This is a genomic window from Polaromonas sp. (genome assembly GCF_031411155.1).
In the GTDB taxonomy this organism is placed as follows: domain Bacteria; phylum Pseudomonadota; class Gammaproteobacteria; order Burkholderiales; family Burkholderiaceae_C; genus Polaromonas.
Genome location: NZ_JANOAL010000175.1, coordinates 1 through 26,367, shown reverse-complemented (window position 1 = coordinate 26,367; position 26,367 = coordinate 1). Strand labels below are relative to the sequence as shown.

Genomic DNA, 26,367 nt, shown 5'->3' with positions numbered 1-26,367 from the left:
TATGCCGAAAAAGACGTGGCCGTCGCCGCGATCAACCAGGGCCGGGTGATGCAGATTCTGGAAAAGCCGTTTGACGAGCAGCAGGTGCGCGCGGTGCTGCACGAGGCGCTGGAGATCTTTCGCCAGCGCGAGCAGGAGCATGCGCTGGTCGAGAGCCGGGCGGGGGCGATGCGCGAGACGCTGGGCTTTCTGGCGCACGAGCTGAACACCCCGCTGGCCACCGTCCTGGGCTACATGGAGGCCCTGAAAAGCCGCTACCTCGCCGCTGAGCCGCAGGCGCCGGTTGAGGCTGCCCGCTTTGCGGAAAAGCGCCCCGGCGACGCGCTCGCCATGATCGAGGCGGCCGAGCGCCGCACGCAGTACGCGCTGTCGCTGGTGGCCACCTTTGTGCAGTCGGCGCGCGACGCCTACCCCGGCTCGGCGCCGGCGCCGCTGCAGGCCAGCCGCCTGGTCGGCGCGTTGCTGAACGAGTACCCGTTCGAGAACGACGAGCGTGCCTGGGTCAGTTGCGACCTGCGCGCCGATTTTGAGCTGCCGGGCCAGCGCGACCTGCTTTACCTGGTGCTGTGCACCCTGACCAAAAACGCCTTGTTCGCCCTGCGCGGCGGCGCCCAGCCCAACCTGCACATCGCGCTGGCGCATGTGCCGGGCACGCACACCCAGGAGCAGCACTTTGCCATTCGTTTCACCGACAACGGCCCCGGCATTGCGCCCGAAGTCCTCAAAAAACTGACGCACGAGCCGGTGACCACCCGCGCCGCCCAGGGCGGCAGCGGCATGGGCCTGCTGTTTTGCCGGCGCGTGGTGCAGTCCATGGGCGGGCTGATCGAGGTCCGTTCCGAGCCGGGCCACGGTGCCGGCGTTACCCTGTTATTCAAACCTGACGACCACCTGGAGAGGGCTGAACCATGAGCGCCGACAAAATTCTGTATGTAGACGACGAACCCATGGCGCTCAAGTATTTTGAACGCCTGGTCAGTCCGCTGGCCCCCGTCATCACCGCGCTGTCGGTGGAGCAGGGCAAGGCGGTGCTGCGTGAGCGCGGCGACGAAATCGCCGTGCTGGTGACCGACCAGCGCATGCCCGGCGCGCATGGCAACGAGCTGCTGCGCTACACGCGCGAATTTCATCCGCGCATCGTGCGCATGCTGACCACCGCCTACTCCGAACTCGGGGAGGCGATCGAGGCCATCAACAGTGGCGAAATCTACCGCTACATCACCAAGCCCTGGGAGCTGGCCAGCCTGCACGCCGACCTGCGCAACGCGCTGGAACTGGCCCAGCTGCGCAACGAGCGCGACCATCTGCTGCGCGAGAAACTGCTGGTGCAGCAGCAGCAACTGCTGGGCAGCCGCCTGGCCAGCCTGGCCATGCTGGGCGCGGGTGTGGTGCGGGCTGACAGCAACGCCGCCCTGCACCGCTACGCCCGCACCGCGCTGGCGGCCGGCTGCCACATGTCCGACCTTGCCTGGCATCAGTGGGACCATGCGGGGCTGTTGCAGGCCGAGGCCAGGCGCGGCATCGCGATTGCCCAGGCGCTGGGGCGCTGGCAGGACGAATTTGGCGACGACCGCACGCCGGAGCGCGCCTTTGCGCTGCTGGCGCAGGCGCTGGGCGGGCAGGCGCAAGGCGACAGCGTGCGCTTGTCCGCCGCGGCGCCGCTAACGGCCCTGCTGGACGCCGCGCCCGGCGAAGTGCCGCCAGACGGTGCCAGCGCCTGGCTGGCCTGGCTGCTGTGGTGGAACGCACCGGTTGAGCTGAAAGTGGCAGAAGGTGGCGCGGCCGGCGAATGGACGCTGCGGGCCGCATCGGCCCCTGAAGAAGCCGCGCCGCCGCCGGACTGGCTGGAGCGTGTGATTGAGCAGTTTGCCGAAGGCCCGCTGGACAGGTAGTTCTTCTCGCTTAAGGGTCAGGCTGGGCGCTGGGCCAGGTACTTTTTCAGATTGGCCGCCGCCTGGGCCCTGACCTTGCCGCGCAAAAAGGGCGTCCAGCCCAGCAGCAGGCCGGGCGGGCCCAGTGCCTGGCGCGACCAGGCCCAGAAATCGAAGCGGTCGCGGTGGCGCGTGATCAGCCCCGCGTCGTTGAACTCGAACACCCCGTCGATGATGTTGTGCACCATGCGGCCGGTGGCGCTGAAGCGGTAGCTGGCCTCCCAGTGGGCCTTGCCGCTGCGCGCGTCGGCCGCTATGTCGCTGTAGGTCAGCTGCCAAACATCGGCGCCCCTGGCCCGGGTCGCATCGCACAACATGCGCCACATGCCGGTCACCTCGGCCTGCCCGCGCAGCGAAAACGCCTCATCGTCAAACTGCGCATCGGGGGCATAGCAGGCCGCCATGGTGTCGGCGTCGAGGTGGGCAAAGGCGGTGTAAAAGTTCTCAAGCCGGGTCTGGTTCGGGTGCATCTGGACTCCTGGGCGCACTGGGCAGGGCGGGGTTATATCAGGGTGCCTGCAGCAGCTCAAGCAGCCGCCGCAAGGCATGCTGCACCGTGGCCGACCGCACGGCGGCGCGGTCGCCCTCAAAGCGCTGAAGCTCGGACACCAGTTGCCCCGACCGCCCCGGCTGACCCGACAAAGCAAAACCAAACCATACCGTGCCCACCGGCTTGGCGATACTGCCGCCTGTCGGGCCGGCGACACCGGTCACCGCCAGCGCCACCTGCGCCCGCGAATGCTGCAGGGCGCCCGCCGCCATGGCGCGCACCACCGGCTCGCTGACCGCGCCGTGCTGCGCAATCAGCGCCGCACCGACGTCCAGCAGTTCGGTTTTCGCTGCGTTCGAATAGCTGACAAAGCCGCGTTCAAACCAGTTGCTCGAGCCCGCCAGGTCGGTGCAGGCACCGGCAATCAGCCCGCCGGTGCAGCTTTCGGCGGTCGCCAGCAGCCAGCCCTTTTTGAGAAGAAAATCGGCCACCAGCCCAACAAGAACGGGCACAGGCAGCTCATCTTTTGATAGCAAGACTGGCATCAAAGAATTTTCCACAATGCAATCACCAGCAGCGTGCAGAACGCCGCCACCAGGTCGTCGAACAGGATGCCGAAGCCGCCGCGCGCATCAAAACCCTTGAAGCGCTGGTCGGCCCAGGCCACCGGGCCGGGTTTCACCGCGTCAAAAAACCGGAACAGGCCAAAGGCAATCAGCTGGCCCCACAAGCCGGCCGGCATCACCAGCCACAGCACCAGCCAGAAAGCCACCACCTCGTCCCAGACGATGTTGCCGGGGTCCAGCACCCGCAGGTTGCGGGCCGTGACGGTGCAGGCCCACCAGCCGACCAGCGTCGAGGCCCCAATCAGCCAGCCCATCTCGGCGGGGTTCAGCCAGCGCTGCAGCACCAGGTAGGCCAGCCAGGCCCACAGCGTGCCGGCCGTGCCGGGGGCCAGCGGGCTCAGGCCGGAGCCAAAACCCAGCGCGATGAAATGCGCCGGGTGGGCCAGCAAGAATTTGGCCGTGGGTCGTGGCGCGGCGGCGGCGGGCGCGTCGTCGGTCAGCAGGGGCGGGGTGTCGGTCATGGTGAGAGAAAAGGACAAGGGGGAAAGGCGCGGCGTGGTCGGCCTCAGGCAAAGTGGTCAAACGAGGCAAAACGCCCAGCCAGGAGCTTGCCGTCGCCATCGACCAGCCGCAAGCCGGGCTCGGCCTCGATGCGGCCGATGCGGGTCACTGGCGTGCCGGCCTGGCGCGACGCGGCCTGCACGGCTTCGCGGGCCGATGGCGGGGCGCTGAAGGCCAGTTCGTAGTCGTCACCGCCGGCCAGCACGCATTCCAGCTGCTTTTGGGAAGAAATAATGCCTCCGGCCCAGTTGGAATATGTGCTTGCAGCTATTAAATTAATAGCAATCGAGGTGTCGATGCGGGCCCCCACGCCGGACTGCTTCAGGAGGTGGCCGTGGTCGCCGAGCAGGCCGTCGCTCACGTCGATGGCCGCCGAGGCGATGCCGCGCAGCGCCTGGCCCAGCGCCACGCGCGGTGTCGGTTGCTCCAGCCGGATTCTGGCCTGGGCCAGCAGGTCGGCGGGCAGCTTGAGGCTGCCGCGCAGGGCTTGCAGCGCCAGCCGCGCATCGCCCAGCGTGCCGCTGACGTAGACATCGTCACCGGCTTGGGCGCCCGAGCGCAGCAGGGCTTGGCCGGGCGGCACTTCGCCAAACACCGTGATGCAGAGGTTGAGCGGTCCCTGCGTGGTGTCGCCGCCCACCAGTTCGCAGCCGTGGCCATCGGCCAGGGCCAACAGGCCGCGTGAAAACGGCGCCAGCCAGGCCTCGTCGGCGCGCGGCAGCGCCAGTGCCAGCGTGAAGGCCAGCGGTGCGGCGCCGCAGGCGGCCAGGTCGCTCAGGTTGACGGCCAGCGCCTTGTGGCCCAGCGCGGCCGGGTCGACATCGGCAAAAAAATGCCGGCCCTCGACCAGCATGTCGCTGGAAACCGCCAGCTGCATGCCGGGCGTCAGCCGCAGCAGCGCGCAGTCGTCGCCCACGCCCAGCGCGGCGCGCCCCGGCGGCTGCGCCGGGCGCGTGAAATAGCGTGCAATCAGGTCAAATTCACTCATAGGCTGAGCTTGGTTTTCCATTGTATTGCGCATCATCCGCGCCGCATGGGACTGGCGCAAGCCAAGCCGGCGGCCGCCGTGGAACGGGCTTTGCCCGGCCACTGGCGGCGTCCCCGTGGGGGGAAGGTGCGAAGCGACTCAAGGGGGGATCAATTCATTCCGCGAAAGCGCTGCGCCGCCTGCCGGATGACCTCGGCCAGCAGGTGTTCCTCGCCCTGCTTCTCGCGCAGCCAGCGGGCGTCGTTGTCGGCGCGGTCCACGCTGGTGCGCAGCAGGTGAATCGCGGCGCCGGCGCCGACGCTGGCCGCGTGGCGGTCAATATGGCCCATGGTCATCAGGATGTGTTCGCGCAGCGGCATGTGGCTGCCGGTGGCCGGATCCACATACACCGCGTCCAGGCCAAAGCGGCAGGCCTGGAAGCGGTTGTAGGTGTAGACCAGGTAATCGTCCTCGGCCGGCATGAAGGGCTGGTCCTGCATGAACCAGGCGGCCAGCGACTGCACATAGCCCGACAGCGCGGTGGCGCGCTCGACCGTGAGCGGGGTGTCAAAGACGCGGATCTCGATGGTGCCGAACTCGGGCTTGGGCCGGATGTCCCAGTAAAAATCCTTCATGCTCTTGACCACGCCGGTGTGCGTCATCTTGTCAAAGTAGACGGTGAACTCGTCCCAGGTCAGCGCAAACGGCGCGCGGCCCGACAGCGGAAAGGCAAACACCGAATTGAGTCGGGCCGAGTCAAAGGCCGTGTCCTGGCCCTGCACATAGGGGCTGGAGGCCGACAGCGCAATAAAGTGCGGAATGTAGCGCGACATGCGGTGCAGTGTCAGCAGGGCGCTGTCGGCGTCGGGGCAGCCGACATGCACATGCTGGCCAAAAACCGTGAACTGCTTGGACAGGTAGCCGTAGAGCTCGTGCAATTCGCGAAAGCGCGGCTTGTCGTAAATGCGGCGCTCGTGCCACTGCTGAAACGGGTGGGTGCCGCCGCCCACCACCGCAATATTGAGCTTGTCGGCGCTTTTGACCAGTGCATCGCGGATCTGCGACAGCTGGCCCAGCACCTCCGACGACGACTGGCAAACGCCGGTCGAAATTTCAATCATGCTCGAGGTCATCTCGGGCACCACGCTGCCGGGCAGCGGCGTCTTGTGCATCAGGCGCAGCATGTCCTCGGCATAGGGCGCCAGGTCATAGTCGTGGGTGTTGACGAGCTGCAGCTCAAGCTCCACACCCAGCGACAGGGCGGCCGATTTCTGGAACGGTTCAAGACTCATGGGGAATTCCTGCGGGCGTGCTGCGCCGCGGCGGCGGCCAGGGCGTGGAGCTTTCGCCGGTGCGGTAAATGGCCAACGTGGCCAGAATCGCGCCCAGCACCTCCATCAGCAAAATCGCCGGCAGGGCCACGCCGGCAATCTGCCGCCCCACCGGGCCGGACGCGGCGACGAACTGCGACACCAGCAGCAGCGCCACCGACGACATCGGCGACATGGCGCAGCCCAGCCACAGCGCCTGCTTCCAGCTGGCGCCGCTGCCGACATTGCCCAGCGCCACGCCGGCAATCTTGGCCAGCATGCGCGCCGCCACCAGTGCCAGCACCAGACTGGCCACCGGACCGCTCCAGTCGGCCTGCGCCGCCACCACCGAGACCAGCACAAACATCAGCATGGTGAGCATGGACGACGCCGTGCCCATTTGGCGTGGCCAGGACCAGGGGCGCGGGTTGAGCTGCTTGAGCAGCATGCCGCCCAGCAGCGCCGCCAGCGGGGCCGAGCCGCCAAAGTGGGCGGCCAGCGCCGCGCCCGCCGCAATCATGGCCAGCAGCAAAATGGCGGTGTTCTCGCTGGTCGGGCTCATCACGCGCAGCGCGGTGCGCAGGACTAGCGCCAGCGCGGCGCCGACCACCACCGACAGCCCCAGCACCACCAGCACCGGGTACAGCGTGGCGGCCAGGCTGGCCGCGTCGGGGTCGCCGCGCGGCATCATGCCGGCGCGCGCGCTGCACAGCGTCAGCGCATACAGGGTACTGAGGGTGGACAGTACCAGCGCGCGCTCCGTCACCGGGCCGGCGGCGCGGGTGTCGATGACCACGCGCGACAGCACGGCGGGCGAGGCGGCCATGGCCAGCAGCGCCAGCGACTCGGCCACGATTTCGCGCACCCCCATCTGGTCAAGCGCCCAGCGCACCAGGAGGAAGGTCAGCGCCGATTCGGCCAGGCTTTGCACCAGCACCATCGGGTTGTGGCGAAACCAGCGCAGCGGAATCCGGCCGCCGGCCTCAAACAGCACCACCGCCACGCCGAGTTCCAGCAGAAACAGGCCCGTGCCCTGCAGCGGCCAGACCGCGCCGGTAAAGCCGGCCAGGCCGGCAAAAGCGCCTATGACCGAGTAGCCAATGACCTTGGGCAGGCCGGTGTAGCGGTGCACGAGGTGGCCCGAGGCGGCGGCCAGCGCCAGCAGAATCGACCACTGCACCGTCGGCAATCCGGCCGATGGCTTGATCCATTCGGCCCAGATGGCGAGGAATTCATTCATGCGGGGTGGGTCTCCACTCGGGTTGGTAGTTATTCAGGCACGAAGAAACTGCGCGGATGGCTGCGCCAGCGGGCCCAGATGGCGTTGCGGATGCGCGCCCGGTCGACACGGCTGACATTGTGCGCCTGCAGCGCCAGCCGAAAGGCAAAGTAAAAACTCACGCCCAGATTGAGCGCGCCAATCAGCGGAATGGCGGCCATGCACCACCAGATGGCCGGGCTGTGGAAGGCCTCCAGCCCGAGCGAGGCCCCGGCCGCCGCCAGTTGCCCGGTCGACAGCGTGACGTGGCGCGCCTGCAGCTCGACGCCGAAAAAACCGGTGAAGGCCGGAATCAGGCCCAGCATGAAGCCCAGCGCGATGTTGGAGGCAAAGCCCGAGATGTTGTCGCGCAGAAAGGCCGACCAGCGCGCCGCCCGCGCGGTGCCCAGCACGCCGGTGATGCGCGGGTTGTAGCGCAGCGCCGAATCGAGGCGGTGCAGCACAAACCAGTTTTCGGTCCAGCCGGCGATCATGCTGGCCGCAAACAGGATGATGCCGGTGAACCCGGCCCACAGCAGCGTTGGCCCGAGCAGGGTCAGCGTGGCCAGCACATGCCGCGCCTCTTCGGGGCCAATCATGGGCCGGCCCAGCAGCAGCCAAATGCCGGTGTTGACCAGCAGCACGGCCGGCACCACCATGAAGACGTTGCCGAACACCGCCGCCACCTGGGAGCGCACCAGATTCGCGACCTCGTCGACGAATTCTTCCACCTTACGGGCAGCGTGGCTTGCATCGCCGGTGTCGAGGTCTTTCAGTTTGGCCGCCATGGCCGGCGCGGTCATGGCCGGCTGCTTGGTGGCCAGCGTGAAATGCAGCAGCTGGATCATGATGAAGGTGCCGGCATACACCACGCTGGCCCAAAAGCCGCTCCAGAAGGCCGACAGGCCGACGGCCACCACCGCAAACTTCAGCAGCGTGGTGAGCGCGGTGACGGAGCCGCCGCCCATGGCCTTGCCCAGCATTTCCCGGTACTCGCCGCGGTTGCGGGTGATGTAGTGCTCGCCGGTTTCGGCGCTGCGCTCGGCCATCTTGGCCGACAGCAAGGTCGAATTGGTGCTGATCAGGGCGCTGATGCTCTTGTTTTCCTGCCCGGTCACGACCCGGCGCCCCAGCAGCTTGAGTGCCGCCATGGCCGGTTTGGGCGAGAGCAGGGCATCGAGCAGCTCGCGCACCCGCACCATGCGCGCGCGCAGCTGGCGCAGGCGAAACACCATGCCCAGTGAAATGCCGTTTTCCTCGACATGCGCATAAATGCTGTTGACGGCCTGGCGGCAGGCGTCGAGCCGTTCGCGGTATTGCGTCACCGCCGCCAGCAGGTCGGCATCCTGGGCCAGCTCGTCGTGTCTGGCGTCAAAAAACGCCTTGCGCAGCTCCTGCACATCGGCCGGCAGGTCATGAAAGGCCCGCACATGCTCGGAGCCGCCGGCCATGCGCAGACGCAACTCGGGCGCAAAACCGGTGGCGCGGATTTGCGCCGTGCAGTAGGTCAGCGCGTCCATCAGGCTGCGCTGCCAGCGCAGGGTGTCCAGCGCCGGGTGGGCCGACAGCAGCGCCGCCAGCTCCCTGACCTGTTTTTCCGGCAGGGCGGCCAGCCACTGCGCATCAAAGCGGGTCGGGGCCACCAGCGGAAACAGCTCTGACGCGTCGGTGGTTTCGGGCGTGCCGGGCAGCAGCTTGCGGCGCAGGCGCTCGGCCAGCTCGCTGACAAAGGCGGTGCGCGGCGCAAAGCCAAAATCGGCCAGCAAGGTGGTGATGTCGACGGTTTGCAGCAGCGTCAGCCACCAGGCCTGCAGCCGCGTCTGCAGCTCGGGCTGCAGCTGCACCGCGTCCATGAAGGCCTGCACCCGCGCCACGGACGCTTGCGGCGAGCTCTGGTCGCCGCGTATCCATTCAAACAGCTTGATCAGCCAGACATGGCGCCCGGCCAGGTCGGCCTGCGGGTCCAGCGCGCTGAGCAGGGCGGGAAGTCCCTTCATCGGCAGCGTTAATGCAGCACCCGATGCGGCGGCGCGTCGCCCTGCTGCGCCTGCAGCACAAACATCGGGATCTCCGCCTCAAAGCGCGTGCCATCCTCGGCCACGCAAAAATAGCTGCCGTGCATGGTGCCGCTGGCCGTGCGCAGGCGCGAGCCGCTGGTGTACTGAAAGGACTCGCCGGGCTTGAGCAGCGGCTGGTGGCCGACCACGCCCAGGCCCTTGACCTCTTCGGTATGGCCGTTGGCATCGCTGATGACCCAGTGGCGCGAAATCAGCTGCGCCGTCGCGTTGCCGGTGTTGGTGACCGTGACGGTGTAGGCAAAGCCGTAGACATCCTGCTCGGGCGCAGATTGCTCCGGCAGGTAGTGGGGACTGACTTCGCAGGTAAATTGGTAGCTTGGCATGGTGGTAAGGACTAGTGACCTGATGTTAACCGCCCTGATTGCCGGCCGTGTGACGGGGCGCTGACGCGGCCGGCTTGCTGCGACAATCCTGCCATGCCTAAAATCACCGCGCCCACCTACCGGATTGCCCCCTCCATTTTGTCGGCAGACTTCGCCCGCCTGGGCGACGAGCTCAAGGCCGTCATCGCGGCCGGGGCCGACTGGATCCATTTTGACGTGATGGACAACCATTACGTGCCCAACCTGACCTTTGGCCCGATGATTTGCCAGGCCCTCAAACCGCATGCCAAGACCGCCGATGGCACGGCCGTGCCGATCGATGTGCACCTGATGGTGCAGCCCGTGGACGCGCTGGCCGCCGCTTTTGCCGACGCCGGGGCCGACCTGATCAGCTTTCACCCCGAAGCCTCCGGCCATGTGCACCGCAGCGTGCAGGCCATCAAGGCCAGGGGCTGCAAGGCCGGGCTGGTGTTCAACCCAGCCTCCAGCATGGAGGTGCTGGACTGGGTGATAGACGACATCGACCTGATCCTGATCATGAGCGTCAACCCCGGCTTTGGCGGGCAAAGTTTTATTGATTCGGCGTTGCGCAAGATTGAACAGGCCAGGAAGCGCATAGCCGCCTCGGGCAAGGACATTCGCCTGGAAGTCGACGGCGGCATCAAAACCGACAACATTGCCCGCGTCGCCGCCGCCGGCGCCGACACCTTTGTGGCTGGCAGCGCGATCTTCGGCAAGACCGATTACAAGGGCGTGATCGACGCCATGCGGCGGGAACTGGCGCGGTAATGCGCGATCCTGAAAGCTCCCGGAGCTCCCGGTTTGACGCCGCCATGGTCGACCTGGACGGCACCCTGGTCGACACGCTGGGCGATTTTGTGGCCGCCATCAACGCGATGCTGGCCGATCTGCAGGCCGGCGCCCGGCTCGATGCGGCCACGGTCGAGCCGCTGGTCGGCAAGGGCTCCGAAAATTTGATTAAATCGGTGCTGAATCTCGTCCTGGCCCAGGCAGAACGGGCGCCACAAGCTATTAAATTCATAGCAAGCTTTGACCTGGCCTATGTCAGCTACCAGCGCCACTACCATGCCATCAACGGCCAGCACGCGGCGCTCTACCCCGGCGCGCCGCAGGGGCTGCAGGCCTTGCAGCAGGCCGGCCTGAAGCTCGCCTGCCTGACCAACAAGCCGGTGGCGTTTGCCCGTTCGCTGCTCAGGCTCAAGGGACTGGACGGGTTTTTCAGCGAGGTGTTTGGCGGCGATTCCTTCGAGCGCAAAAAGCCCGACCCCTTGCCGCTGCTCAAAACCTGCGCGGCGCTGGGCAGCCCGCCGGCCCGCACCCTGATGATTGGCGACTCCAGCAACGACGCCCGGGCGGCGCGCGCGGCCGGTTGCCCGGTGCTGCTGGTGACTTATGGCTACAACCACGGTGAGCCGGTGCGGGCGGTGGACGCGGACGGCTTTGTCGATTCGCTGGCCGATATCGCCACTTTTTTGCGGGCAGAAACGACAACGGGGCGCTAGGCCCCGCTGCGAAATCCCGCCGTCAGCGCCAGGTTCAGGCGGCCTTGCCCAGCATGGCCTCCTTGAGTTTCCAGTCGGCTGGCTGCGGCCCGACCCAGATGCGGGTCAGGGCGTTGAAGAATTCCACCTCCTTGAAGGGCTCGCCCTGGGGCTTGCCCTTGACCGTGATGATGGCGCCCGTGCCGGGTATCCAGTCAATCGTGAAGTTTTCGCCGGGCAGCAGCTTTTTCTGGTCGGCAAAAATCTGGCCCATTCTGACGAGGCCGGGAATCAGTTTCACGACCTCGCCCTTGGGCGTGTTCTCTTCGAAGCCCTTGGTAAAGGCCTTGCCGAGTTCGTTGGAGTCAATCTCGCGCAGCAGCGTCACGCTGATGCGCTTGGGGCCGGTGGCGGCATACACCTCTTCGGGCGTCGCGGCCTTTTTGCCCAGGTACAGGGCCGCCACATAGACCTTGAAGACGGCCTTGTAGCGCACCCCGGCACCATTGAGCTGAAGCGGCGTGCCGCGAACATCGACCGGGTCATCGAGTTTGATGCCGGAAATCTCGACCGGCGCGGCCAGCGCGGCCAGTGACAGCAGCAGACCGGCCAGGCCCGTCATGCATTGCTTGGATAAAGTCAAAAATATTCCCCTTGATGGATTAAAAAAGAACGACCGTTCTTTTTTAGGGGTTCATTCTGCTGCCCGCGAGAAGGTCAAACAAGAGGGTTTTCCCGCCCGGATTCTCAGATTCTCTTGCCCAGCAGCGCGTCCTTGAGCTGCAAGTCGGCCGGGCTGTTGCCCAGCCAGATTTTCATCAGGGCGCTGGAAAACTCGGGGTCGTTGAACGGCAGGCCCTGAGCCTGGCCCTTGACGGAAATCAGGATGCCTTCGTTGGGCAGCCAGTCGATGGTGACGGTTTCCCCGGCCCTGAGCTTTTGATGCTGCGAAAAAATCTGGCCCATGTGAATCAGCCCTGGCACCATCCTGGACAGCGAACCCTTGCCGGCGTTGTCGTCCATGCGGTGGGTGAACAGCCGGCCCAGTTCGTCGGATTTGACATCGCGCAGCATGGTCAGTGACAGGCGCTTGCTGCCCGGACCGGCCAGCACCGCATCGGTGGTGGCGGCTTTCTGGCTCAGGTACAGCGCGGCGTTGTAAACCGCCAGCCCATCCTTGCTGCGCACGCCGCTGCCATTGAGCTGCAGGCTGCTACCCCTGATGTCGACCCGGTCTTCCAGCTTGACGCCATTGACTTCGACGATGCTGGCCTGCGCCTGCAAGGCGATCAGGGTGGCGCCCAGAAACAGCGCGAGGATGATTTTTGTTTTCATGGAGGTGTGGCGGGTTAAATGGGGATGGTCGGGTTATTTGGTGACGCCCAGCAGCGCATCCTTGAGCATCCAGTCGGCCGGGTCCTTGCCAATCCAGATGCCCAGCATGGCGTGAAAGAACTCTGACTCCTTGAAGGGCTGGCCCAGGACCTTGCCCTTGGCGCTCAGCACCATGCCGGTGCCGGGTATCCAGTCAATGGTGATCGCGTCGCCAGGCGCCATCTTCTTTTGCTCGGCAAAGATGTCGCCCATGCGCGGCAGCGACGGCAGGACCTTGAGCAGGTCGTTTTTCGGGGTGTTGTTTTCCATGCTGCGCATGAACAGATTGCCGAGCTCACGCGAATCGATCTCGCGCAGCATGGTCAACACCACGCGCTTGGCGCCGCCTGCGGCGTGCACGGCTTCGGGTGTGGAGGCCTTTTTGTTCATGTACAAAGCCGCGGTGTAGACCTTGAACGGCCCCTTGTAACGCACGCCGGCGCCATTGAGCACCAGATTGGCGCCGGCCACTTCGGCCGCGTCGCTGACCTTGACGCCGGCGATTTCCACGGTGGCTGCGGACGTTGCGGTGATGGGCAGGAAGCCGCACAAAGCCAGGGCGGTCAGCACCAGCCATTTGCTGAAGCCAGAAAGGTGTGGCACTGACCGTGCCGGGTGTGTTGTCGTGTTCATGGGGCCGAATGATGCCCGCGCCAGGCAGCCTGCGCACTGGGCTGGTGCGCAAACATGGGCCTTGTGTGCGATGCTGCCAATAAATAGCGGCCGCCAGTGGTGGTGCTGCAACTTGATTGTCCATTTGTTCCGGCTCAAAAGGGCCTGGCGCCGCGTATCGGGGCGCCGCAGCCTTTGCTACACTCCAACGATGTTCATTCACCGCATCGTGCAGACAGGTCAAGGCGACCGGGGAGCCTGGCCCTGGCGTACCTGTCACGCCCCGCGCGCCTGCGGCGTCCGCCGGTCAGCCTGATATAGCCTGACTGGTGCTTTGGCCGCAGCGCCCGCACCAGATGCTGATGCCGCCCCGGCCCGGAGCGATCCATGCTTGCAGCCCCACCACCTTGGCCCCGCAGTTTCGGGGCGTTTTGAATGACAGGCGCCGCCGCCCACCCGCACCGGCCCCGCGTGAAGGAACCCACTGTGATTACCGAACTCGAATTTAAAAGCCTGGCCAGCCAGGGCTACAACCGCATTCCGCTGATGCTGGAGGCGTTCGCCGACCTCGAAACCCCGCTCTCGCTCTACCTCAAGCTGGCGCATTCCAAGGACGGCGGCAAGTACAGTTTTTTGCTGGAATCCGTTGTCGGTGGCGAACGCTTTGGCCGCTACAGCTTTATCGGCCTGCCGGCGCGAACCCTGGTGCGATCCTCCGGTTTTGGCCCGGACCTGCTCACCGAGGTTGTTACCGATGACCAGGTGATGGAAACCTCGCGGCAAAACCCGCTCGATTTCATCAGCGACTACCAGAAACGCTTCAAGGTGGCGTTGCGGCCCGGCCTGCCGCGCTTTTGTGGCGGACTGGCTGGCTACTTCGGCTATGACGCGGTGCGCTACATCGAGAAAAAGCTCGAGGCCTCCTGCCCGCCCGACACCCTGGGCTGCCCCGACATTTTGCTGCTGCAGTGCGAAGAGCTGGCGGTGATCGACAACCTCTCGGGCAAGCTTTACTTGATTGTCTACGCCGACCCGGCGCGTCCCGAAGCCTATGCCAACGCCAAGAAACGCCTGCGCGAACTCAGGGAGCAGCTCAAGTATTCGGTCAGCGCCCCCGTGGTCAAGCCTTCGCAGGGCTATCCGGCCGAGCGCGACTTTGCCAAGGCCGACTACATCGCCGCCGTAGAGCGCGCCAAAAAACTCATCGAGGCCGGTGACTTCATGCAGGTGCAGGTCGGCCAGCGCATCAAGAAGCGCTACACCGAGTCGCCGCTGAGCCTGTACCGCGCGCTGCGCGCGCTCAACCCCAGCCCCTATATGTATTACTACCACTTCGGTGATTTCCATGTGGTGGGCGCGTCGCCGGAGATTCTGGTGCGGCAGGAAAAAACCGAAGAAGGTCAAAAGATCACGATTCGTCCGCTGGCCGGCACGCGGCCGCGCGCCTCCTCGCCCGAGGCCGACAAGGCGGTCGAGCAGGAACTGATCAACGACCCGAAAGAGCGCGCCGAGCATGTCATGCTGATTGACCTGGCGCGCAACGACATCGGCCGTATCGCCAAAACCGGCACGGTGAAGGTGACCGAAGCCTTTGCCGTTGAGCGCTACAGCCATGTGATGCACATCGTCAGCAATGTCGAAGGCGTGCTGCTGGACGGCATGACCAGCATGGACGTGCTCAAGGCCAGTTTTCCGGCCGGCACGCTGACCGGCGCGCCCAAGGTGCATGCGATGGAGATCATCGACCAGCTCGAGCCGACCAAGCGCGGTCTCTATGGCGGCGCCTGCGGCTACCTCAGTTACGCCGGCGACATGGATGTGGCGATTGCGATTCGCACCGGCATCATCAAGGACCAGATGCTGTATGTGCAGGCCGCGGCCGGGGTGGTGGCCGATTCGGTGCCCGAGCTGGAATGGAAGGAAACCGAGGCCAAGGCGCGTGCGTTGCTGCGGGCCTCCGAGCTGGTCGAGGAGGGTCTGGAATGAAACCGGCTCCTGCTCTGCATTGCAACACCCTAGCCGACGTGCGTGAGCACATCGACGCGCTCGATGACCGCATCGTGGCCCTGCTGGCCGAGCGCAGCGGCTACGTGGCCCAGGCCGCGCGTATCAAGCAAAGTGCCAGCCAGATATTTGACGGCCCGCGCATCGAGTTCATCATAGCCCGCGTGCGCGCGCAGGCCCGCGAGGCCGGCGCCCCGGAGGCCGTCATGGAAGCGACCTACCGCGCCATGATCGACGCGTTTATCGAGTTTGAGCGTGGCGAGTTCACGCGACTGAATGAAGGGGCCGGATCATGAAACTGCTGATGATCGACAACTACGACAGCTTTACCTACAACATCGTGCAGTATTTCGGCGAGCTGGGAGCCGAGGTCGAGGTGTTTCGCAATGACGAGATCACGCTGGCCGGCATTGCCGCCCGCGCGCCCGACCTGCTGGTGGTGTCGCCTGGCCCGTGTTCGCCGGCCGAGGCCGGCATTTCGGTCGCCGCGATTCAGCACTTTGCCGGCAAGCTGCCGATTCTGGGGGTCTGCCTGGGGCATCAGGCGATAGGCGCGGCCTTTGGCGGCGAGATTGTGCGTGCCCGGCAGCTGATGCACGGCAAGACCAGCGTGATCACCACCACGCAAGAAGGCGTGTTTGCGGATTTGCCCGAGCAGTTCGTGGTGAATCGCTACCACTCGCTCGCGATTGAAAAATCGTCCTGCCCCGAGGTGCTGGCCATCACGGCCTGGACCGACGACGGCGAAATCATGGGCGTGCGCCACAAAACGCTGCCGATTCAGGGCGTGCAGTTCCATCCGGAGTCCATCCTGACCGAGCATGGCCACGCCCTGCTGAAGAACTTTTTGCTACAAAAATAATAGCTGCTAACGCCCGTAATACATGGACCAGAGGCCTGAATGACCAAAATTGTTGACCTGAGAAGCGATACCGTCACGCAGCCGACAGCGGCGATGCGGGCCGCCATGATGGCGGCACCGCTGGGCGACGATGTGTTTGCCGGCGACCCCAGCGTCAACGCGCTGCAGGAAAAAATCGCCGCCATGCTGGGTTTTGAGGCCGCGCTGTTCGTGCCCACCGGCACGCAAAGCAACCTCTGCGCGATTTTGAGCCATTGCCAGCGCGGCGACGAATACATCGTCGGCCAGCAGGCGCATTGCTACCGCTGGGAAGGCGGCGGCGCGGCGGTGCTGGGCAGCGTGCAGCCGCAGCCGCTGAACCACCAGGCCGACGGCACGCTGGCCTTGGCCGACATCGAGGCCGCCATCAAGCCCGACGACGCGCATTTCGCGCGCACCCGTTTGCTGGCGCTCGAAAACACGCTGGGCGGCAAGCTGCTGCCGTTTGACTACTTGCAGCAGGCCACCGGGCTGGCCAAGTCCAGGGGGCTCGGTCGCCATCTGGACGGTGCCCGGCTGTTCAACGCGGCGGTGGCGCAGGCTGCGCACACCGGTAGCGATGCTCAGACCGAGGCAATCCGCATCGCCCGTTGCTTTGACAGCGTCTCGGTCTGCTTCAGCAAGGGGCTGGGCGCGCCCATCGGTTCGGCGCTGTGCGGCTCGCGGGAGTTCATCGCGCGGGCGCATCGCATCCGCAAGATGGCCGGCGGCGGCATGCGCCAGGCCGGCATGCTGGCGGCTGCGGCCTCGCATGCGCTGGACCATCACATCGAACGGCTGGCCGAGGACCATGCGCTGGCCCGGCGACTGGCCGATGGCTTGGCGGGCATGGCGGGTCTTGAGGTCGAGGCGCCGCAGACCAACATCGTGTTTGTGGATTTGACGGGGGCGGCCAGAAACCAGTCCGAAGCGCTGCTCAAGCACCTGGCCGACCACGGCATTGCGGCCACGGGCCTTTACCGGCTGCGCTTTGTGACGCACCTGGATGTCGATGCGGCGGGCGTGGACCGGGCGGTGGCGGCGGTCCGTGAATTTTTCAAAGGCTAGGCCATGGCGCTGGACCCGTTGCTTCTGTTCATCGCCGCCGGGCTGCTACTGAACCTGACGCCGGGACCGGATGTGCTCTACATCGTGACCAGCGCCCTGCGCTCGGGCGCCCGCGCCGGCGTGGTGGCGGCTTTTGGCGTCACCGCCGGCTGCTTTGTGCACATCTTTGCCGCGGCGGTGGGCGTGAGTGCGCTGATGGCGGCGTCCGCTACTGCCTTCACCCTCCTCAAGTGGGCCGGCGCGGCCTACCTGGTCTATGTGGGGCTGCGCCTGTTGCTGGCCCGGGCGCCCGCCGAAGGGGCGCCATCTGCTATTAATTCAGTAGCTGATGATGCGCATGGTACGGGGGCTACGGCGCTAAAAGACGTGTTTTTTCAGGGTTTCTGGACGAATGCGCTCAATCCCAAGGTGGCGCTGTTCTTTCTGGCCTTTGTGCCGCAGTTCATTGCGCCCGGCGTGCAGAACAAGCCGCTGGCGTTTTTGCTACTGGGGCTGCTGTTCAACTTCAATGGCCTGTGGGTCAACATCGGCTGGGCGCTGGCGGCGGCCTGGCTGGCGCGGCGCGTGGGGGCGGTCCAGCGCGGCATGCATAAGCTGGAACGCGCCGCCGGCCTGATGTTCATAGGCTTTGGCCTCAAACTGGCCTTGAGCGACAACCCGCCCCCCTGACGCCGGTCCTCATCCACAACAAACCAGGAGACAGATCATGCCCAACAGCCACCAGATCACCCCGCAGGAAGCGCTGCAGCGCACCATCGAGCACCGCGAGATTTTCCACGACGAGATGCTGCACATCATGCGGCTGATCATGAGCGGCGAGATGTCGCCGGTGATGATGGCGGCGCTGGTCACCGGGCTGCGCGTCAAGAAGGAAACGATTGGCGAAATCACCGCCGCCGCCCAGGTGATGCGCGAGTTTTCGACCAAGGTGCAGGTGGCCGACAAGACCCATCTGGTCGATATCGTCGGCACCGGCGGCGACGGCTCGCATACCTTCAATATTTCGACCTGCGCCATGTTTGTGGCGGCGGCGGCCGGCGCCAAGACCGCCAAGCACGGCGGGCGCAGCGTCAGCAGCAAGTCGGGCAGCGCCGACGTGATGGAATTGCTGGGCATCAACATCAACCTGCCGCCCGAGGCGATTGCGCGCTGCATCGAGCAGGTCGGCGTCGGCTTCATGTTTGCGCCGAATCACCACCCGGCCATGAAAAACGTCGCCCCCATCCGCAAGGAGCTGGGCGTGCGCACCATCTTCAATATTCTGGGCCCGCTGACCAACCCGGCCAGCGCACCCAACATCCTGATGGGTGTGTTCCACCCGGACCTGGTCGGCATCCAGGTGCGGGCGCTGCAGCGCCTGGGCGCCGAGCATGCGCTGGTGGTGTACGGCAGGGACGGCATGGACGAAGTCAGCCTGGGCGCGGCCACGGTCGTCGGCGAGCTGAAGAACGGACAGATTTCCGAATACGAGATTCACCCGGAAGACTTCAGGCTGCCGATGGCCAGCAACCGCACGCTGCGGGTCGAGACGGCCGAGCAGTCCAAAGCCATGCTGCTGGGTGTGCTGGACAACCAGCCCGGTGCGGCGCGCGACATCGTCATGCTCAATGCCGGTGCCGCGCTGTATGCGGCCAACGTGGCCGCGTCGATCCAGGAGGGCATAACCCAGGCGCGCATGGCCATCGAATCGGGCGCGGCCAAGGCCAAGCTGGCGCAGCTGGTGGCGGCGACCGCGGCAAGCGCCGCGCCGTGAACCGGCGCTAGGCGCGGGCCGTCACCCGGGCATCGCCAGGCGCAAAATGCAGGCCCACGCTGGCCCCCGGCACGGGCGCGGCCAGCAGGGCGTCGCTGAACACCAGCAGCTCACCGAGCGGCGTCGCCACCAGGCTTTCAATCCGGCTGCCGAGGTAGGCCTGGCGCAGCAGCGTGCCGGCCAGCACGCTGCCGGCCAGCTCGCCCAGGCGGATGCGGTGCGGCCGGATCGCCAGCGCCACCGGGCCGTCCGGCATGCCGAGTGGGGGCAGCACCGACAACTCAACGTTCTCGGCCCGGAAAACCCGCTGCCCGTTGGCGCTGGCCAGCTCTCCGTCAATCAGGTTGGCGTCGCCAATGAAGTCCGCCACAAAGCGGGTGCTGGGCGCCTCATACAGCTCGCGCGGGCTGCCGATGGTGATGATGCGGCCTTTTTCCATCACCACGATCCGGTCCGACACGGCCAGCGCTTCTTCCTGGTCGTGTGTGACGTAAACCACCGTCAGGTTCAGGTTTTGCTGCAGGTCGCGGATGTCCTGGCGCACCTTGCGGCGCAGCTTGGCGTCCAGATTGGACAGCGGCTCGTCAAACATCAGCACCGCCGGCTCCAGCACCAGCGAGCGCGCCACCGCCACGCGCTGCTGCTGCCCGCCCGACAGCTCCGACGACAGCCGCCCGCCCAGATCGGCGATGCCCAGCAGTTCCATCTTGGCCAGCGCCAGCTCAATCGCCTGCGCCTTCTTCATGCCCGAGGCCAGCAGGCCGTAGCAAACGTTGTCGAGCGAGCTCATGTGCGGAAACAGCGCATAGGACTGAAACACCAGGCTGACATCGCGCTGGTTGGCTGAGCTGCCGGTGACGTCTCGGCCATCGATGCGGATGCTGCCCTGCGAGGGCAGCTCGAGTCCGGCAATCAGCCGCAGCAAGGTGGTTTTGCCGCAGCCCGAGGGGCCGAGCAGGGTGACGAGTTCGCCCTTGGCGATCGTCAGGTCCAGCGGGTGCAGCGCCACCACCTTGCCAAAACGCTTGACGACCTGCCGGAATTCAACCGCGGTGGGTGACTGGGCCATGGTGGGGTGCTCCTGTACTGTCATTTTTTGGGGGGTCATGCCGATACCAGGGCGCGCCGGCCCAGCTCGGCGCTGCCGACAAAGCGCTGGATCATCAGCACGCAGGCCAGCATGATCACCATCAGCACCGACGAGTAGGCAATGGCCAGCGCATATTCGCCAATCTCGACCCGGCCGGCGATATAGACCGTGGCCATGTTGTGCCTGGCGGTGGCGAGGAAAATCACCGCGCTGACCGCCGTGATGGCATGCGTGAAGCTGAACACCAGGCTGGCGATGATGGCGGGGCGCAGCAAGGGCAGGATGACGCGCAAAAAAGTGCGCGAGGTGCTGGCGCGCAGCGTCGACGAGGCCTCGTCAAGCGAGCGGTCCAGTTGCGACAGCGCGGCCACCGTGGCGCGCACGCCCACCGGCATGTTGCGAAAGGTCAGGCACAGCACAATGATGGCGAAGGTGCCGGTAAATTCAAGCGGCGGCACGTTAAAGGCCACGATGTAGGCCACGCCAATCACCGTGCCCGGCACGGCAAAGTTCACCATGGTCAGAAACTCGAAGGAGCGCCTGCCCTTGAACACATGGCGGCTCACCACATAGCCGGCCAGCACGCCCAGCGCCGTGGTCACCGGCGCGGCGACGGTGGCCACGCCCAGCGTGGTGAACAGGCTGTCCCAGGCCGAGCCGGTAAACACCAGGCCGCGTACCCCCCAGTCGATGCCGAAGCCGGTGGCAAAGTGCGCCAGCGAGGGCGTGAGGTCAAAGCGCCCAATGTCCTTGACCACGCCGCCCAGCAAGATGATGCCGTAGCAAATCACGGTCAGCAGCGTCCAGGGCAGCACCAGCGCAATCGCACCCCATTTCACGCCGTTCGGCAAGGGTGCCGCAAAGCCGCTGTCGCCCTTGCCGCCGACCGAGGTGTAAGACGCCTTGCCGAGCCAGCGCTGCTGCAGCGCGAACACCCCGACCGTCAGCAGCAGCAGGGTCAGCGCCAGAATCGCGGCGCGCGAGGCATCGTGCTGCGCACCGGCAATCGCAAAGAAAATCTTGGTCGACAGCACCTCGAAATTGCCCGACAGCACCAGCGGATTGGCAAAATCGGCCAGGCTTTCGACAAAGCCCAGCAAAAACGCATTGGCAATGGCCGGGCGCACCAGCGGCCAGGTGACGGTGCGAAACACATGCCAGCGCGAGCCGCGCAGCACCTGGCCGGCTTCCTCCAGTGTCGGGCTGACCAGCCGCACCGCGCCGCTGATCAATAAAAACGACAGCGGCGTGAAGCAGATCACCTGCGCCAGCAGCACGCCGGGCAGGCCATAAATCCAGCGCGAGCGTGGAATGGCAAACAGGTCGCTCAGCAGCTGCGTCACCACGCCGGTGCGGCCAAACAAGATGATGATGGCCAGGCCAATCACAAATGGCGGCGTTACCACCGGCAGGATGGACAGCACCCGCAGACCCTGGCGAAAGCGCTGGCCGCCGCGCTCGGCCAGCAAGGCCAACGCAAAACCGAACAGCGTGCTGCCCAGGCCGGCCAGAATCGCCAGCACCAACGAGTTGATGGCAACGCCGCAACGCACCTGGCCGGTCACGCAACCCACGCCCCATACGTCCTGGTTGAAAAACCGGGCCAGCGCATTGCCCACCACCCACTGGCCGCGTTCGTCGACAAAGGCCGCCAGCAGCATGCGCCCGATCGGATAGACCACAAAAATCACCAGCAGCAGCGAAATGACGCAGACCGTGCCGGCGATGGTGGAGTCACTCTTGAAGGCGCCGGCGCGGGTCGCGAACCAGCTGGCCAGGCCCGCCAGCAGGCAGCCGATGGCGACATAGCCGGAGGACACTGTCCAGGGCATCAGCATCACGGCGGCCGCGGCCGCCAGCAGGGTCAGCAGCCAGCCGTAGGGGTCGGCAAAGCTTCTGGCCTTGGCCGCGGGGGGGAGGGCGAGAGCATTCAAGGGGAGCCTGCTTTCTGGCAAGGTGTTAGGCGGTCGTGCATGCTGGCGCGGATACAAAAACCGCTCGCGGCACGATGCGGCGAGCGGCGTGGGCCGGTCTGACCGGGCGGCGGCTTATTTCGGCAGGGCGCCTACGTCCTTGTCCCACTTGGTCAGCAGCCGGGTGCGCTCTGCCGAGGCGCCGTACTTGGCAAAGTTGTAGTCGATCAGCTTGATGTCCGACAACTTGGGCGCCTGTGGCGGGGTTTGCGCATTTTTGTTGGACGGCACCTGGTAGGAGTGGGCGACAACGGCGATGGCCTGGGCCTCGGGCGTGAGGGCCCAGTCGTACCATTTTTTGGCGTTTTCCAGGTTTTTGGCGCCTTTGATGATGCTCATGCTGCCGATTTCGTAGCCGGTGCCTTCGCACGGTGCCACCACCTTGACCGGCGCTCCGGCCACCGCGTTGGTCACGGCGTCATGCAAAAAGGTGATGCCGACAATGCTCTCGCCGGTCGCCGCGGCGCGGGCGGGGGCGGCCCCCGATTTGGTGTACTGGTTGATGTTGCGGTGCAAGGCCTTCAGGTAATCAAAAGCCTTGTCTTCGCCCATGATTTGCACCAGCGTGGCCAGCATGGTGTAAGAGGTGCCCGACGAATTGGGATTGGCCACCTGCACCTCACCCTTGAACTCCGGCTTGATCAGGTCGGCCCAGCATTTGGGCTCAGGCAGCTTGCGCTTGGCCAGTTCCGGCGTGTTAAAGCTGAAGCCCAGCGCGCCAGCGTAAATGCCGACGGTGCGGTATTTGGACGCCTCGGCCTGACGCACCGCCCAGGGCTGCAGGTCGGCCAGTTTCGGGGAGCGATAGGTCTCGGTCAGCCCCTCTTCCGCGGCCTGCAGGTGCGGGTCGCCGGTGCCACCCCACCAGATGTCGCCGCGCGGGTTGGCCGATTCCGCCTTGATCTGGGCATAGGTTTCGCCCGAGCTCTTGCGCGTCATCGAAACCTTGATGCCGGTGGCCTTTTCAAAGGCGGCCACCATGGGCCGGCACCACTCCTCCTGCACATTGCAATAGACCACCAGCTCGTCCGCGGCCTGGGCGGCCGGGCTGGCGAACGAGCCGGCGGCCATTACCGCCAGCGCCAGTGATTTGAATTTGGAAGTCTTCATGGTGTTGCCTCTTTGTCATGTGAAGTCGAGCGTCAGTCACCCGCGACAGGTGATGCACGCAGGGTAGCAAGCATCACTTCAGGCCGATACCCGTTAAAACGCTTAGTTCGGCCGCCAGCCGCCGATTGGTGGCCAGCACCGGATTGCCCTGGGTCAACGCGTCAGCGGTCCAGAAATCATTGACGCGGCCGCCGGCCTCCTCGACCAGCAGCAAGCCGGCGGCCACATCCCAGGCATTGATGTGCGCCTCGGCATAGGCCTCGCTGCGCCCGGCCGCCACATAGGCCAGGCCCAGTGCCCCCGAGCCGGCGCGGCGCACCGAGCAGCCCGCCTCCATGCCGCGCAGCACCAGCGCCAGATAGGGTGCGGCCGGCAGCCGGGCTGACCAGCCGATTTCCAGGGTGGCGGCGGGCAGTTCGGTCAGCTCGCTGACCCGCATGCGTTCGCCGTTGCACCAGGCGCCCTGGCCGCGCTGGGCGATGAACAGCTCATCGTGCATGGGTTCGTAGATCGCACCGGCTTCGAGCCGCCCGTCGACCAGCAGGCCCAGCGAAATGCAGAAATGCGGAATCTGGCGCGCAAAATTGGCCGTGCCGTCGATCGGATCCACGATCCAGAGCCGGGCGGCCGTCACCGCGCCGCCGTCCTCTTCGCCGAGCACCGCATCGCCCGGAAAACGCCGCTCGATTTCGGCCCGCACAAAGCGCTCGACCGCCCCGTCGGTCACGGTCAGGTAGTCCTGCCGGCCCTTGAGCGAATAGGCCGGCTTGTCCGGGTCGTTGAAGGCGTCACGCATCATGGCGCCGGCGGCACGGACAATCGCTTCAATGGCATGGGTCAGTGTGTTCATGGCTTTTAAAATTAGACGGTTGGAGGGTTGGTGAGCAGGTGGCCCCTAGCGTGCCACATCGGCATTGAACACCCAAAAGTGCTGGAGGCTGGCCATCCGATCGCGGCTTTTTTCTTTGCGTGCCGGACAAATCCCTTGGCTGGGCCGCGCGGGTCGCATCTGCAACAATAAGGCCATGTCTGACATCCTGAACCAAATCGTTGCCGTCAAGCACGAAGAAATTGCAGCTGCGCTCAAGCGCAAGCCCCTGGCCATCATGCGTGAAGACGCCGAATCGCGGGTGCTGACGCGTGATTTTGCAGGCGCGCTGCGCGCGAAGATTGCGGCGGGCAAAGCGGCCGTGATTGCCGAGATCAAGAAGGCCAGTCCGTCCAGGGGCGTGCTGCGGGCCGACTTCATACCGGCCGACATTGCCCAGAGCTATGCCGAGGGTGACGGAAAAATCAGCGCGGCCTGCCTCTCGGTGCTGACGGACAGGCAGTTTTTTCAGGGTAGCGTGGATTACCTGAAGCAGGCCAGGGCATCCTGCGCGCTGCCGGTGTTGCGAAAAGACTTTATGGTCGACGCCTACCAGGTGTATGAATCCCGCGTCATGGGGGCAGACTGCATCTTGCTGATCGCTGCCTGTCTGGACGATGCGCAGATGAAAGACCTGGAAGCGCTGGCGATGTCGCTGGACATGGCGGTGCTGGTCGAGGTGCATGACGAGGCCGAACTCGGGCGCGCGCTCAAGCTCAAGACCCCGCTGATCGGCATCAACAACCGCAACCTCAAGACCTTTGAGGTGTCGCTGGACACCACCCTGGGCCTGCTGGCGCGGGTGCCGGCCGACCGGCTGCTGGTCACCGAGTCGGGTATTGCGACGCCCGCCGATGTGCAGCGCATGCGTGAGGCCGGGGTCAACGCTTTCCTGGTGGGCGAAGCCTTCATGCGCGCCGAGGATCCGGGCGTTGCTTTGGCGCAACTGTTTGGGGCTTGAGGTCGGGCCATCGCCATGCAAGGCGCCTTGTTTGGGGAGCCGTTGGCAGCCGGTGCGGCTGACCGCCTGACCGGCGCAGATCCGACTCGCTGGCCGGTGGCGACCGGCTGGCGACCCTTGACCGAGGCTTTTTTTGCCAGTGCCGCGGGACAGACGCTGCTGGAATTTTTGCGTCACCGGCTGGCTGAAAATTCCGTCATTTTTCCGCCACAACCGCTGCGCGCGCTGGAACTCACCCCACCCGAGCAGGTGCGGGTTGTCATCCTTGGGCAGGATCCCTATCACGGCTGCGGTCAGGCCGAGGGGCTGGCCTTTTCGGTGGCGCCCGGCGTGCGCCTGCCGCCGTCGCTGCGCAATGTCTTCAAGGAGCTTGAGCGCGATCTGGGCACGCCGCCGCCGCCTTTCCCGGTGCCCGGCGGCAGCCTGGTGCGCTGGGCCGGCCAGGGAGTGTTGCTGCTCAATACCTGCCTGACCGTGGAGGAGGGCCACCCTGCCAGCCATTCGGGGCGCGGCTGGGAGCAGTTGACCGATGCCCTGATCCACCATGTTTCGGCCGGCGAGCGGCCGGTGGTGTTCATGCTGTGGGGCGCCCATGCGCAAAGCAAGCTTGCACTGATTGATGCGGCGCGGCACAAGGTGCTGCTGGCCAATCACCCTTCGCCGCTGTCGGCACTTCGGCCGCCGCTGCCCTTTGCCGGCTGCGGGCATTTTTCGCAGGCCCGCGACTGGCTTGGCGGGTCGCCAATTTTTTGATTCTGCTACTTTTTTGATAGCCTCTCGAACACGTTTTATCGGGGCTTGAGGCCAAAATTGGGCTGTTTTTGGCCTGGTTTGCTGCTACCGACGGGCAGCCAGGACACAGGACTTTTTGAGTGGTTTGGTGTAACCAGATCTTCCAAGTGACATGAAAGCGTGGCATAATCCGAGGTTCGCTTGAAGGATGGGTGCCCGAGTGGCTAAAGGGGGCAGACTGTAAATCTGTTGGCTAACGCCTACGCTGGTTCGAATCCAGCCTCATCCACCAGATTTTTATTGATTTTTTGTTGAATCAGGCAGGCGAGAGACTCGGGTAGTGGTTGGCTGTTTTGCCGGAAAATGCCTTGAGTTGTAGTGATTTGGCGTGAGTTAGCCGGTATTCAGTGGAGCTGCGCGGGAGTAGTTCAATGGTAGAACCCTAGCCTTCCAAGCTAATGACGCGGGTTCGATTCCCGTCTCCCGCTCCATGAGGCTGTTTTGCTGGTTGATCTTGTGCCGGGTTGCTGTGAAGAGTGATTGAGATTTTGCCCATTTGGCTCAGTGGCAGAGCACTCCCTTGGTAAGGGAGAGGTCGCGGGTCCGATTCCCGCAATGGGCACCATATTTAGAGCCGGCTCAAGGTTGTGGTCGGCTTGGTGGTTGGTTGAGTTGGTAACTGGTTTTTATAACTTTTCGGAGTTGAAATGGGAAAAGAAAAATTCGCACGCACCAAGCCGCACGTCAACGTCGGCACGATTGGCCACGTGGACCACGGTAAGACGACCCTGACGGCGGCCATCACGACCGTGCTTGCGGCCAAATTCGGCGGCGAAGCCAAGGGTTACGACCAGATCGATGCGGCGCCCGAAGAAAAGGCCCGCGGCATCACCATCAACACCGCCCACGTCGAGTACGAGACGGCCAACCGCCACTACGCCCACGTCGACTGCCCC

The 26,367-nt window shown here is 65.2% G+C and carries 28 protein-coding genes and 3 tRNA genes; 16 read left to right on the top strand and 15 right to left on the bottom strand.

Annotated features, from left to right (window positions below; translation table 11 throughout):
* A partial coding sequence (locus tag RMO23_RS11405) for a HAMP domain-containing sensor histidine kinase (RefSeq protein ID WP_309681540.1) occupies positions 1 to 912 on the top strand: 912 nt, incomplete at its 5' end.
* On the top strand, positions 909 to 1,892 hold the full coding sequence (locus RMO23_RS11400) for a response regulator (protein WP_309681538.1): 984 nt from the start codon (positions 909 to 911) through the stop codon (positions 1,890 to 1,892). The genes RMO23_RS11405 and RMO23_RS11400, both read left to right, overlap by 4 nt.
* Positions 1,893 to 1,909: 17 nt before the next feature.
* Here the strand turns inward: RMO23_RS11400 and RMO23_RS11395 are convergent, their stop codons facing one another.
* From RMO23_RS11395 to apaG, 8 genes are all read right to left on the bottom strand, one after another.
* Positions 1,910 to 2,401, bottom strand: a complete 492-nt coding sequence (locus RMO23_RS11395) for a nuclear transport factor 2 family protein (protein WP_309681536.1) — start codon at positions 2,399 to 2,401, stop codon at positions 1,910 to 1,912.
* 37 nt (positions 2,402 to 2,438) lie between these two features.
* Positions 2,439 to 2,966: a CinA family protein gene (locus tag RMO23_RS11390; RefSeq protein WP_309681534.1), complete on the bottom strand. Its 528-nt coding sequence runs from the start codon at positions 2,964 to 2,966 to the stop codon at positions 2,439 to 2,441.
* Entirely contained in the window at positions 2,966 to 3,508 is a 543-nt protein-coding gene (locus RMO23_RS11385; RefSeq protein ID WP_309681532.1) for a phosphatidylglycerophosphatase A, read from the bottom strand. Before RMO23_RS11385 ends, RMO23_RS11390 begins: the two co-directional genes overlap by 1 nt.
* Positions 3,509 to 3,552: 44 nt before the next feature.
* Complete coding sequence (gene thiL, locus RMO23_RS11380; RefSeq protein WP_309681530.1) at positions 3,553 to 4,536, bottom strand: thiamine-phosphate kinase; 984 nt, start codon at positions 4,534 to 4,536, stop codon at positions 3,553 to 3,555.
* Between the two features lie 149 nt (positions 4,537 to 4,685).
* Positions 4,686 to 5,807, bottom strand: a complete 1,122-nt coding sequence (locus RMO23_RS11375) for a YbdK family carboxylate-amine ligase (RefSeq protein ID WP_309681528.1) — start codon at positions 5,805 to 5,807, stop codon at positions 4,686 to 4,688.
* Positions 5,797 to 7,065, bottom strand: coding sequence for a cation:proton antiporter (locus RMO23_RS11370; protein WP_309681526.1), 1,269 nt, complete (start codon positions 7,063 to 7,065; stop codon positions 5,797 to 5,799). Before RMO23_RS11370 ends, RMO23_RS11375 begins: the two co-directional genes overlap by 11 nt.
* A gap of 29 nt (positions 7,066 to 7,094) precedes the next feature.
* Positions 7,095 to 9,080: a site-specific recombinase gene (locus tag RMO23_RS11365; protein WP_309681524.1), complete on the bottom strand. Its 1,986-nt coding sequence runs from the start codon at positions 9,078 to 9,080 to the stop codon at positions 7,095 to 7,097.
* 8 nt (positions 9,081 to 9,088) lie between these two features.
* A complete protein-coding gene (gene apaG / locus RMO23_RS11360) occupies positions 9,089 to 9,484 on the bottom strand; it encodes a Co2+/Mg2+ efflux protein ApaG (protein ID WP_309681522.1) in 396 nt (131 codons plus the stop codon).
* Between the two features lie 93 nt (positions 9,485 to 9,577).
* Here apaG and rpe point away from each other — a divergent pair, with 93 nt between their 5' ends.
* Complete coding sequence (gene rpe, locus RMO23_RS11355; protein WP_309681520.1) at positions 9,578 to 10,273, top strand: ribulose-phosphate 3-epimerase; 696 nt, start codon at positions 9,578 to 9,580, stop codon at positions 10,271 to 10,273.
* Positions 10,273 to 11,007: a phosphoglycolate phosphatase gene (gph, locus tag RMO23_RS11350; protein ID WP_309681517.1), complete on the top strand. Its 735-nt coding sequence runs from the start codon at positions 10,273 to 10,275 to the stop codon at positions 11,005 to 11,007. Before rpe ends, gph begins: the two co-directional genes overlap by 1 nt.
* Before the next feature lie 34 nt (positions 11,008 to 11,041).
* On the opposite strand, the gene RMO23_RS11345 is transcribed toward gph, so the two are convergent.
* The 3 genes from RMO23_RS11345 to RMO23_RS11335 all read right to left on the bottom strand — a co-directional run bounded on the left by RMO23_RS11345 (position 11,042) and on the right by RMO23_RS11335 (position 12,963).
* A complete protein-coding gene (locus RMO23_RS11345) occupies positions 11,042 to 11,608 on the bottom strand; it encodes a chalcone isomerase family protein (protein WP_309681515.1) in 567 nt (188 codons plus the stop codon).
* A 125-nt stretch (positions 11,609 to 11,733) separates the two neighbouring features.
* Positions 11,734 to 12,321, bottom strand: a complete 588-nt coding sequence (locus tag RMO23_RS11340; protein ID WP_309681513.1) for a chalcone isomerase family protein — start codon at positions 12,319 to 12,321, stop codon at positions 11,734 to 11,736.
* Positions 12,322 to 12,354: 33 nt separating this feature from the next.
* Positions 12,355 to 12,963, bottom strand: a complete 609-nt coding sequence (locus tag RMO23_RS11335) for a chalcone isomerase family protein (protein ID WP_309681511.1) — start codon at positions 12,961 to 12,963, stop codon at positions 12,355 to 12,357.
* A 495-nt stretch (positions 12,964 to 13,458) separates the two neighbouring features.
* Here RMO23_RS11335 and trpE point away from each other — a divergent pair, with 495 nt between their 5' ends.
* Genes trpE through trpD form a run of 6 tightly spaced genes read left to right on the top strand, consistent with a single transcriptional unit; the run spans position 13,459 to position 18,677 of the window.
* Positions 13,459 to 14,958 (top strand): anthranilate synthase component I, encoded by a 1,500-nt coding sequence (gene trpE / locus RMO23_RS11330; protein ID WP_309681542.1) that lies wholly within the window; start codon positions 13,459 to 13,461, stop codon positions 14,956 to 14,958.
* Complete coding sequence (locus RMO23_RS11325; protein ID WP_309681509.1) at positions 14,955 to 15,272, top strand: chorismate mutase; 318 nt, start codon at positions 14,955 to 14,957, stop codon at positions 15,270 to 15,272. The genes trpE and RMO23_RS11325 overlap by 4 nt, the downstream gene beginning before the upstream one ends.
* Positions 15,269 to 15,838 carry an aminodeoxychorismate/anthranilate synthase component II gene (locus RMO23_RS11320; protein WP_309681508.1) on the top strand — a complete coding sequence of 190 codons (570 nt, stop codon included), beginning with the start codon at positions 15,269 to 15,271 and terminating at the stop codon, positions 15,836 to 15,838. The genes RMO23_RS11325 and RMO23_RS11320 overlap by 4 nt, the downstream gene beginning before the upstream one ends.
* Positions 15,839 to 15,877: 39 nt before the next feature.
* Positions 15,878 to 16,924 (top strand): low-specificity L-threonine aldolase, encoded by a 1,047-nt coding sequence (gene ltaE / locus RMO23_RS11315; protein ID WP_309681506.1) that lies wholly within the window; start codon positions 15,878 to 15,880, stop codon positions 16,922 to 16,924.
* 3 nt (positions 16,925 to 16,927) lie between these two features.
* Positions 16,928 to 17,593: a LysE family translocator gene (locus tag RMO23_RS11310; protein ID WP_309681504.1), complete on the top strand. Its 666-nt coding sequence runs from the start codon at positions 16,928 to 16,930 to the stop codon at positions 17,591 to 17,593.
* 37 nt (positions 17,594 to 17,630) lie between these two features.
* On the top strand, positions 17,631 to 18,677 hold the full coding sequence (gene trpD / locus RMO23_RS11305; protein ID WP_309681503.1) for an anthranilate phosphoribosyltransferase: 1,047 nt from the start codon (positions 17,631 to 17,633) through the stop codon (positions 18,675 to 18,677).
* Between the two features lie 7 nt (positions 18,678 to 18,684).
* Here the strand turns inward: trpD and RMO23_RS11300 are convergent, their stop codons facing one another.
* The 4 genes from RMO23_RS11300 to RMO23_RS11285 form a co-directional block, all read right to left on the bottom strand.
* Positions 18,685 to 19,785, bottom strand: coding sequence for an ABC transporter ATP-binding protein (locus RMO23_RS11300; RefSeq protein ID WP_309681501.1), 1,101 nt, complete (start codon positions 19,783 to 19,785; stop codon positions 18,685 to 18,687).
* On the bottom strand, positions 19,782 to 21,701 hold the full coding sequence (locus tag RMO23_RS11295) for an iron ABC transporter permease (protein ID WP_309681499.1): 1,920 nt from the start codon (positions 21,699 to 21,701) through the stop codon (positions 19,782 to 19,784). Before RMO23_RS11295 ends, RMO23_RS11300 begins: the two co-directional genes overlap by 4 nt.
* Positions 21,702 to 21,815: 114 nt before the next feature.
* Positions 21,816 to 22,850: an ABC transporter substrate-binding protein gene (locus RMO23_RS11290; protein ID WP_309681497.1), complete on the bottom strand. Its 1,035-nt coding sequence runs from the start codon at positions 22,848 to 22,850 to the stop codon at positions 21,816 to 21,818.
* A 73-nt stretch (positions 22,851 to 22,923) separates the two neighbouring features.
* Complete coding sequence (locus RMO23_RS11285) at positions 22,924 to 23,700, bottom strand: inositol monophosphatase family protein (RefSeq protein WP_309681495.1); 777 nt, start codon at positions 23,698 to 23,700, stop codon at positions 22,924 to 22,926.
* 175 nt (positions 23,701 to 23,875) lie between these two features.
* Here RMO23_RS11285 and trpC point away from each other — a divergent pair, with 175 nt between their 5' ends.
* The 6 genes from trpC to RMO23_RS11255 all read left to right on the top strand — a co-directional run.
* The gene (trpC, locus tag RMO23_RS11280) at positions 23,876 to 24,679 is read left to right on the top strand and encodes an indole-3-glycerol phosphate synthase TrpC (protein ID WP_309681493.1); all 804 of its coding nucleotides are present in this window, start codon (positions 23,876 to 23,878) and stop codon (positions 24,677 to 24,679) included.
* Between the two features lie 15 nt (positions 24,680 to 24,694).
* Entirely contained in the window at positions 24,695 to 25,432 is a 738-nt protein-coding gene (locus RMO23_RS11275) for a uracil-DNA glycosylase (RefSeq protein ID WP_309681491.1), read from the top strand.
* A 185-nt stretch (positions 25,433 to 25,617) separates the two neighbouring features.
* Positions 25,618 to 25,703: transfer RNA gene (locus RMO23_RS11270), tRNA-Tyr, on the top strand.
* A gap of 125 nt (positions 25,704 to 25,828) precedes the next feature.
* A tRNA-Gly gene (locus tag RMO23_RS11265) sits at positions 25,829 to 25,902 on the top strand.
* A gap of 59 nt (positions 25,903 to 25,961) precedes the next feature.
* Positions 25,962 to 26,036, top strand: a tRNA-Thr gene (locus RMO23_RS11260).
* Between the two features lie 82 nt (positions 26,037 to 26,118).
* The coding region (locus RMO23_RS11255) for a GTP-binding protein (protein ID WP_309678019.1) at positions 26,119 to 26,367 on the top strand (249 nt) is incomplete at its 3' end.

What these genes read in the sequence shown, in the direction of transcription:
- RMO23_RS11370 (WP_309681526.1), bottom strand. Translation starts at nt 7,065, where the DNA reads ATGAATGAATTCCTCGCCATCTGGGCCGAATGGATCAAGCCATCGGCC.
- ltaE (WP_309681506.1), top strand. Translation starts at nt 15,878, where the DNA reads ATGACCAAAATTGTTGACCTGAGAAGCGATACCGTCACGCAGCCGACA.
- RMO23_RS11375 (WP_309681528.1), bottom strand. Translation starts at nt 5,807, where the DNA reads ATGAGTCTTGAACCGTTCCAGAAATCGGCCGCCCTGTCGCTGGGTGTG.
- trpC (WP_309681493.1), top strand. Translation starts at nt 23,876, where the DNA reads ATGTCTGACATCCTGAACCAAATCGTTGCCGTCAAGCACGAAGAAATT.
- RMO23_RS11395 (WP_309681536.1), bottom strand. Translation starts at nt 2,401, where the DNA reads ATGCACCCGAACCAGACCCGGCTTGAGAACTTTTACACCGCCTTTGCC.
- RMO23_RS11290 (WP_309681497.1), bottom strand. Translation starts at nt 22,850, where the DNA reads ATGAAGACTTCCAAATTCAAATCACTGGCGCTGGCGGTAATGGCCGCC.
- RMO23_RS11400 (WP_309681538.1), top strand. Translation starts at nt 909, where the DNA reads ATGAGCGCCGACAAAATTCTGTATGTAGACGACGAACCCATGGCGCTC.
- RMO23_RS11320 (WP_309681508.1), top strand. Translation starts at nt 15,269, where the DNA reads ATGAAACTGCTGATGATCGACAACTACGACAGCTTTACCTACAACATC.
- apaG (WP_309681522.1), bottom strand. Translation starts at nt 9,484, where the DNA reads ATGCCAAGCTACCAATTTACCTGCGAAGTCAGTCCCCACTACCTGCCG.
- RMO23_RS11275 (WP_309681491.1), top strand. Translation starts at nt 24,695, where the DNA reads ATGCAAGGCGCCTTGTTTGGGGAGCCGTTGGCAGCCGGTGCGGCTGAC.
- RMO23_RS11285 (WP_309681495.1), bottom strand. Translation starts at nt 23,700, where the DNA reads ATGAACACACTGACCCATGCCATTGAAGCGATTGTCCGTGCCGCCGGC.
- RMO23_RS11340 (WP_309681513.1), bottom strand. Translation starts at nt 12,321, where the DNA reads ATGAAAACAAAAATCATCCTCGCGCTGTTTCTGGGCGCCACCCTGATC.
- RMO23_RS11325 (WP_309681509.1), top strand. Translation starts at nt 14,955, where the DNA reads ATGAAACCGGCTCCTGCTCTGCATTGCAACACCCTAGCCGACGTGCGT.
- RMO23_RS11365 (WP_309681524.1), bottom strand. Translation starts at nt 9,080, where the DNA reads ATGAAGGGACTTCCCGCCCTGCTCAGCGCGCTGGACCCGCAGGCCGAC.
- RMO23_RS11385 (WP_309681532.1), bottom strand. Translation starts at nt 3,508, where the DNA reads ATGACCGACACCCCGCCCCTGCTGACCGACGACGCGCCCGCCGCCGCC.
- RMO23_RS11310 (WP_309681504.1), top strand. Translation starts at nt 16,928, where the DNA reads ATGGCGCTGGACCCGTTGCTTCTGTTCATCGCCGCCGGGCTGCTACTG.
- gph (WP_309681517.1), top strand. Translation starts at nt 10,273, where the DNA reads ATGCGCGATCCTGAAAGCTCCCGGAGCTCCCGGTTTGACGCCGCCATG.
- RMO23_RS11300 (WP_309681501.1), bottom strand. Translation starts at nt 19,785, where the DNA reads ATGACCCCCCAAAAAATGACAGTACAGGAGCACCCCACCATGGCCCAG.
- RMO23_RS11345 (WP_309681515.1), bottom strand. Translation starts at nt 11,608, where the DNA reads ATGACGGGCCTGGCCGGTCTGCTGCTGTCACTGGCCGCGCTGGCCGCG.
- trpD (WP_309681503.1), top strand. Translation starts at nt 17,631, where the DNA reads ATGCCCAACAGCCACCAGATCACCCCGCAGGAAGCGCTGCAGCGCACC.
- RMO23_RS11390 (WP_309681534.1), bottom strand. Translation starts at nt 2,966, where the DNA reads ATGCCAGTCTTGCTATCAAAAGATGAGCTGCCTGTGCCCGTTCTTGTT.
- thiL (WP_309681530.1), bottom strand. Translation starts at nt 4,536, where the DNA reads ATGAGTGAATTTGACCTGATTGCACGCTATTTCACGCGCCCGGCGCAG.
- rpe (WP_309681520.1), top strand. Translation starts at nt 9,578, where the DNA reads ATGCCTAAAATCACCGCGCCCACCTACCGGATTGCCCCCTCCATTTTG.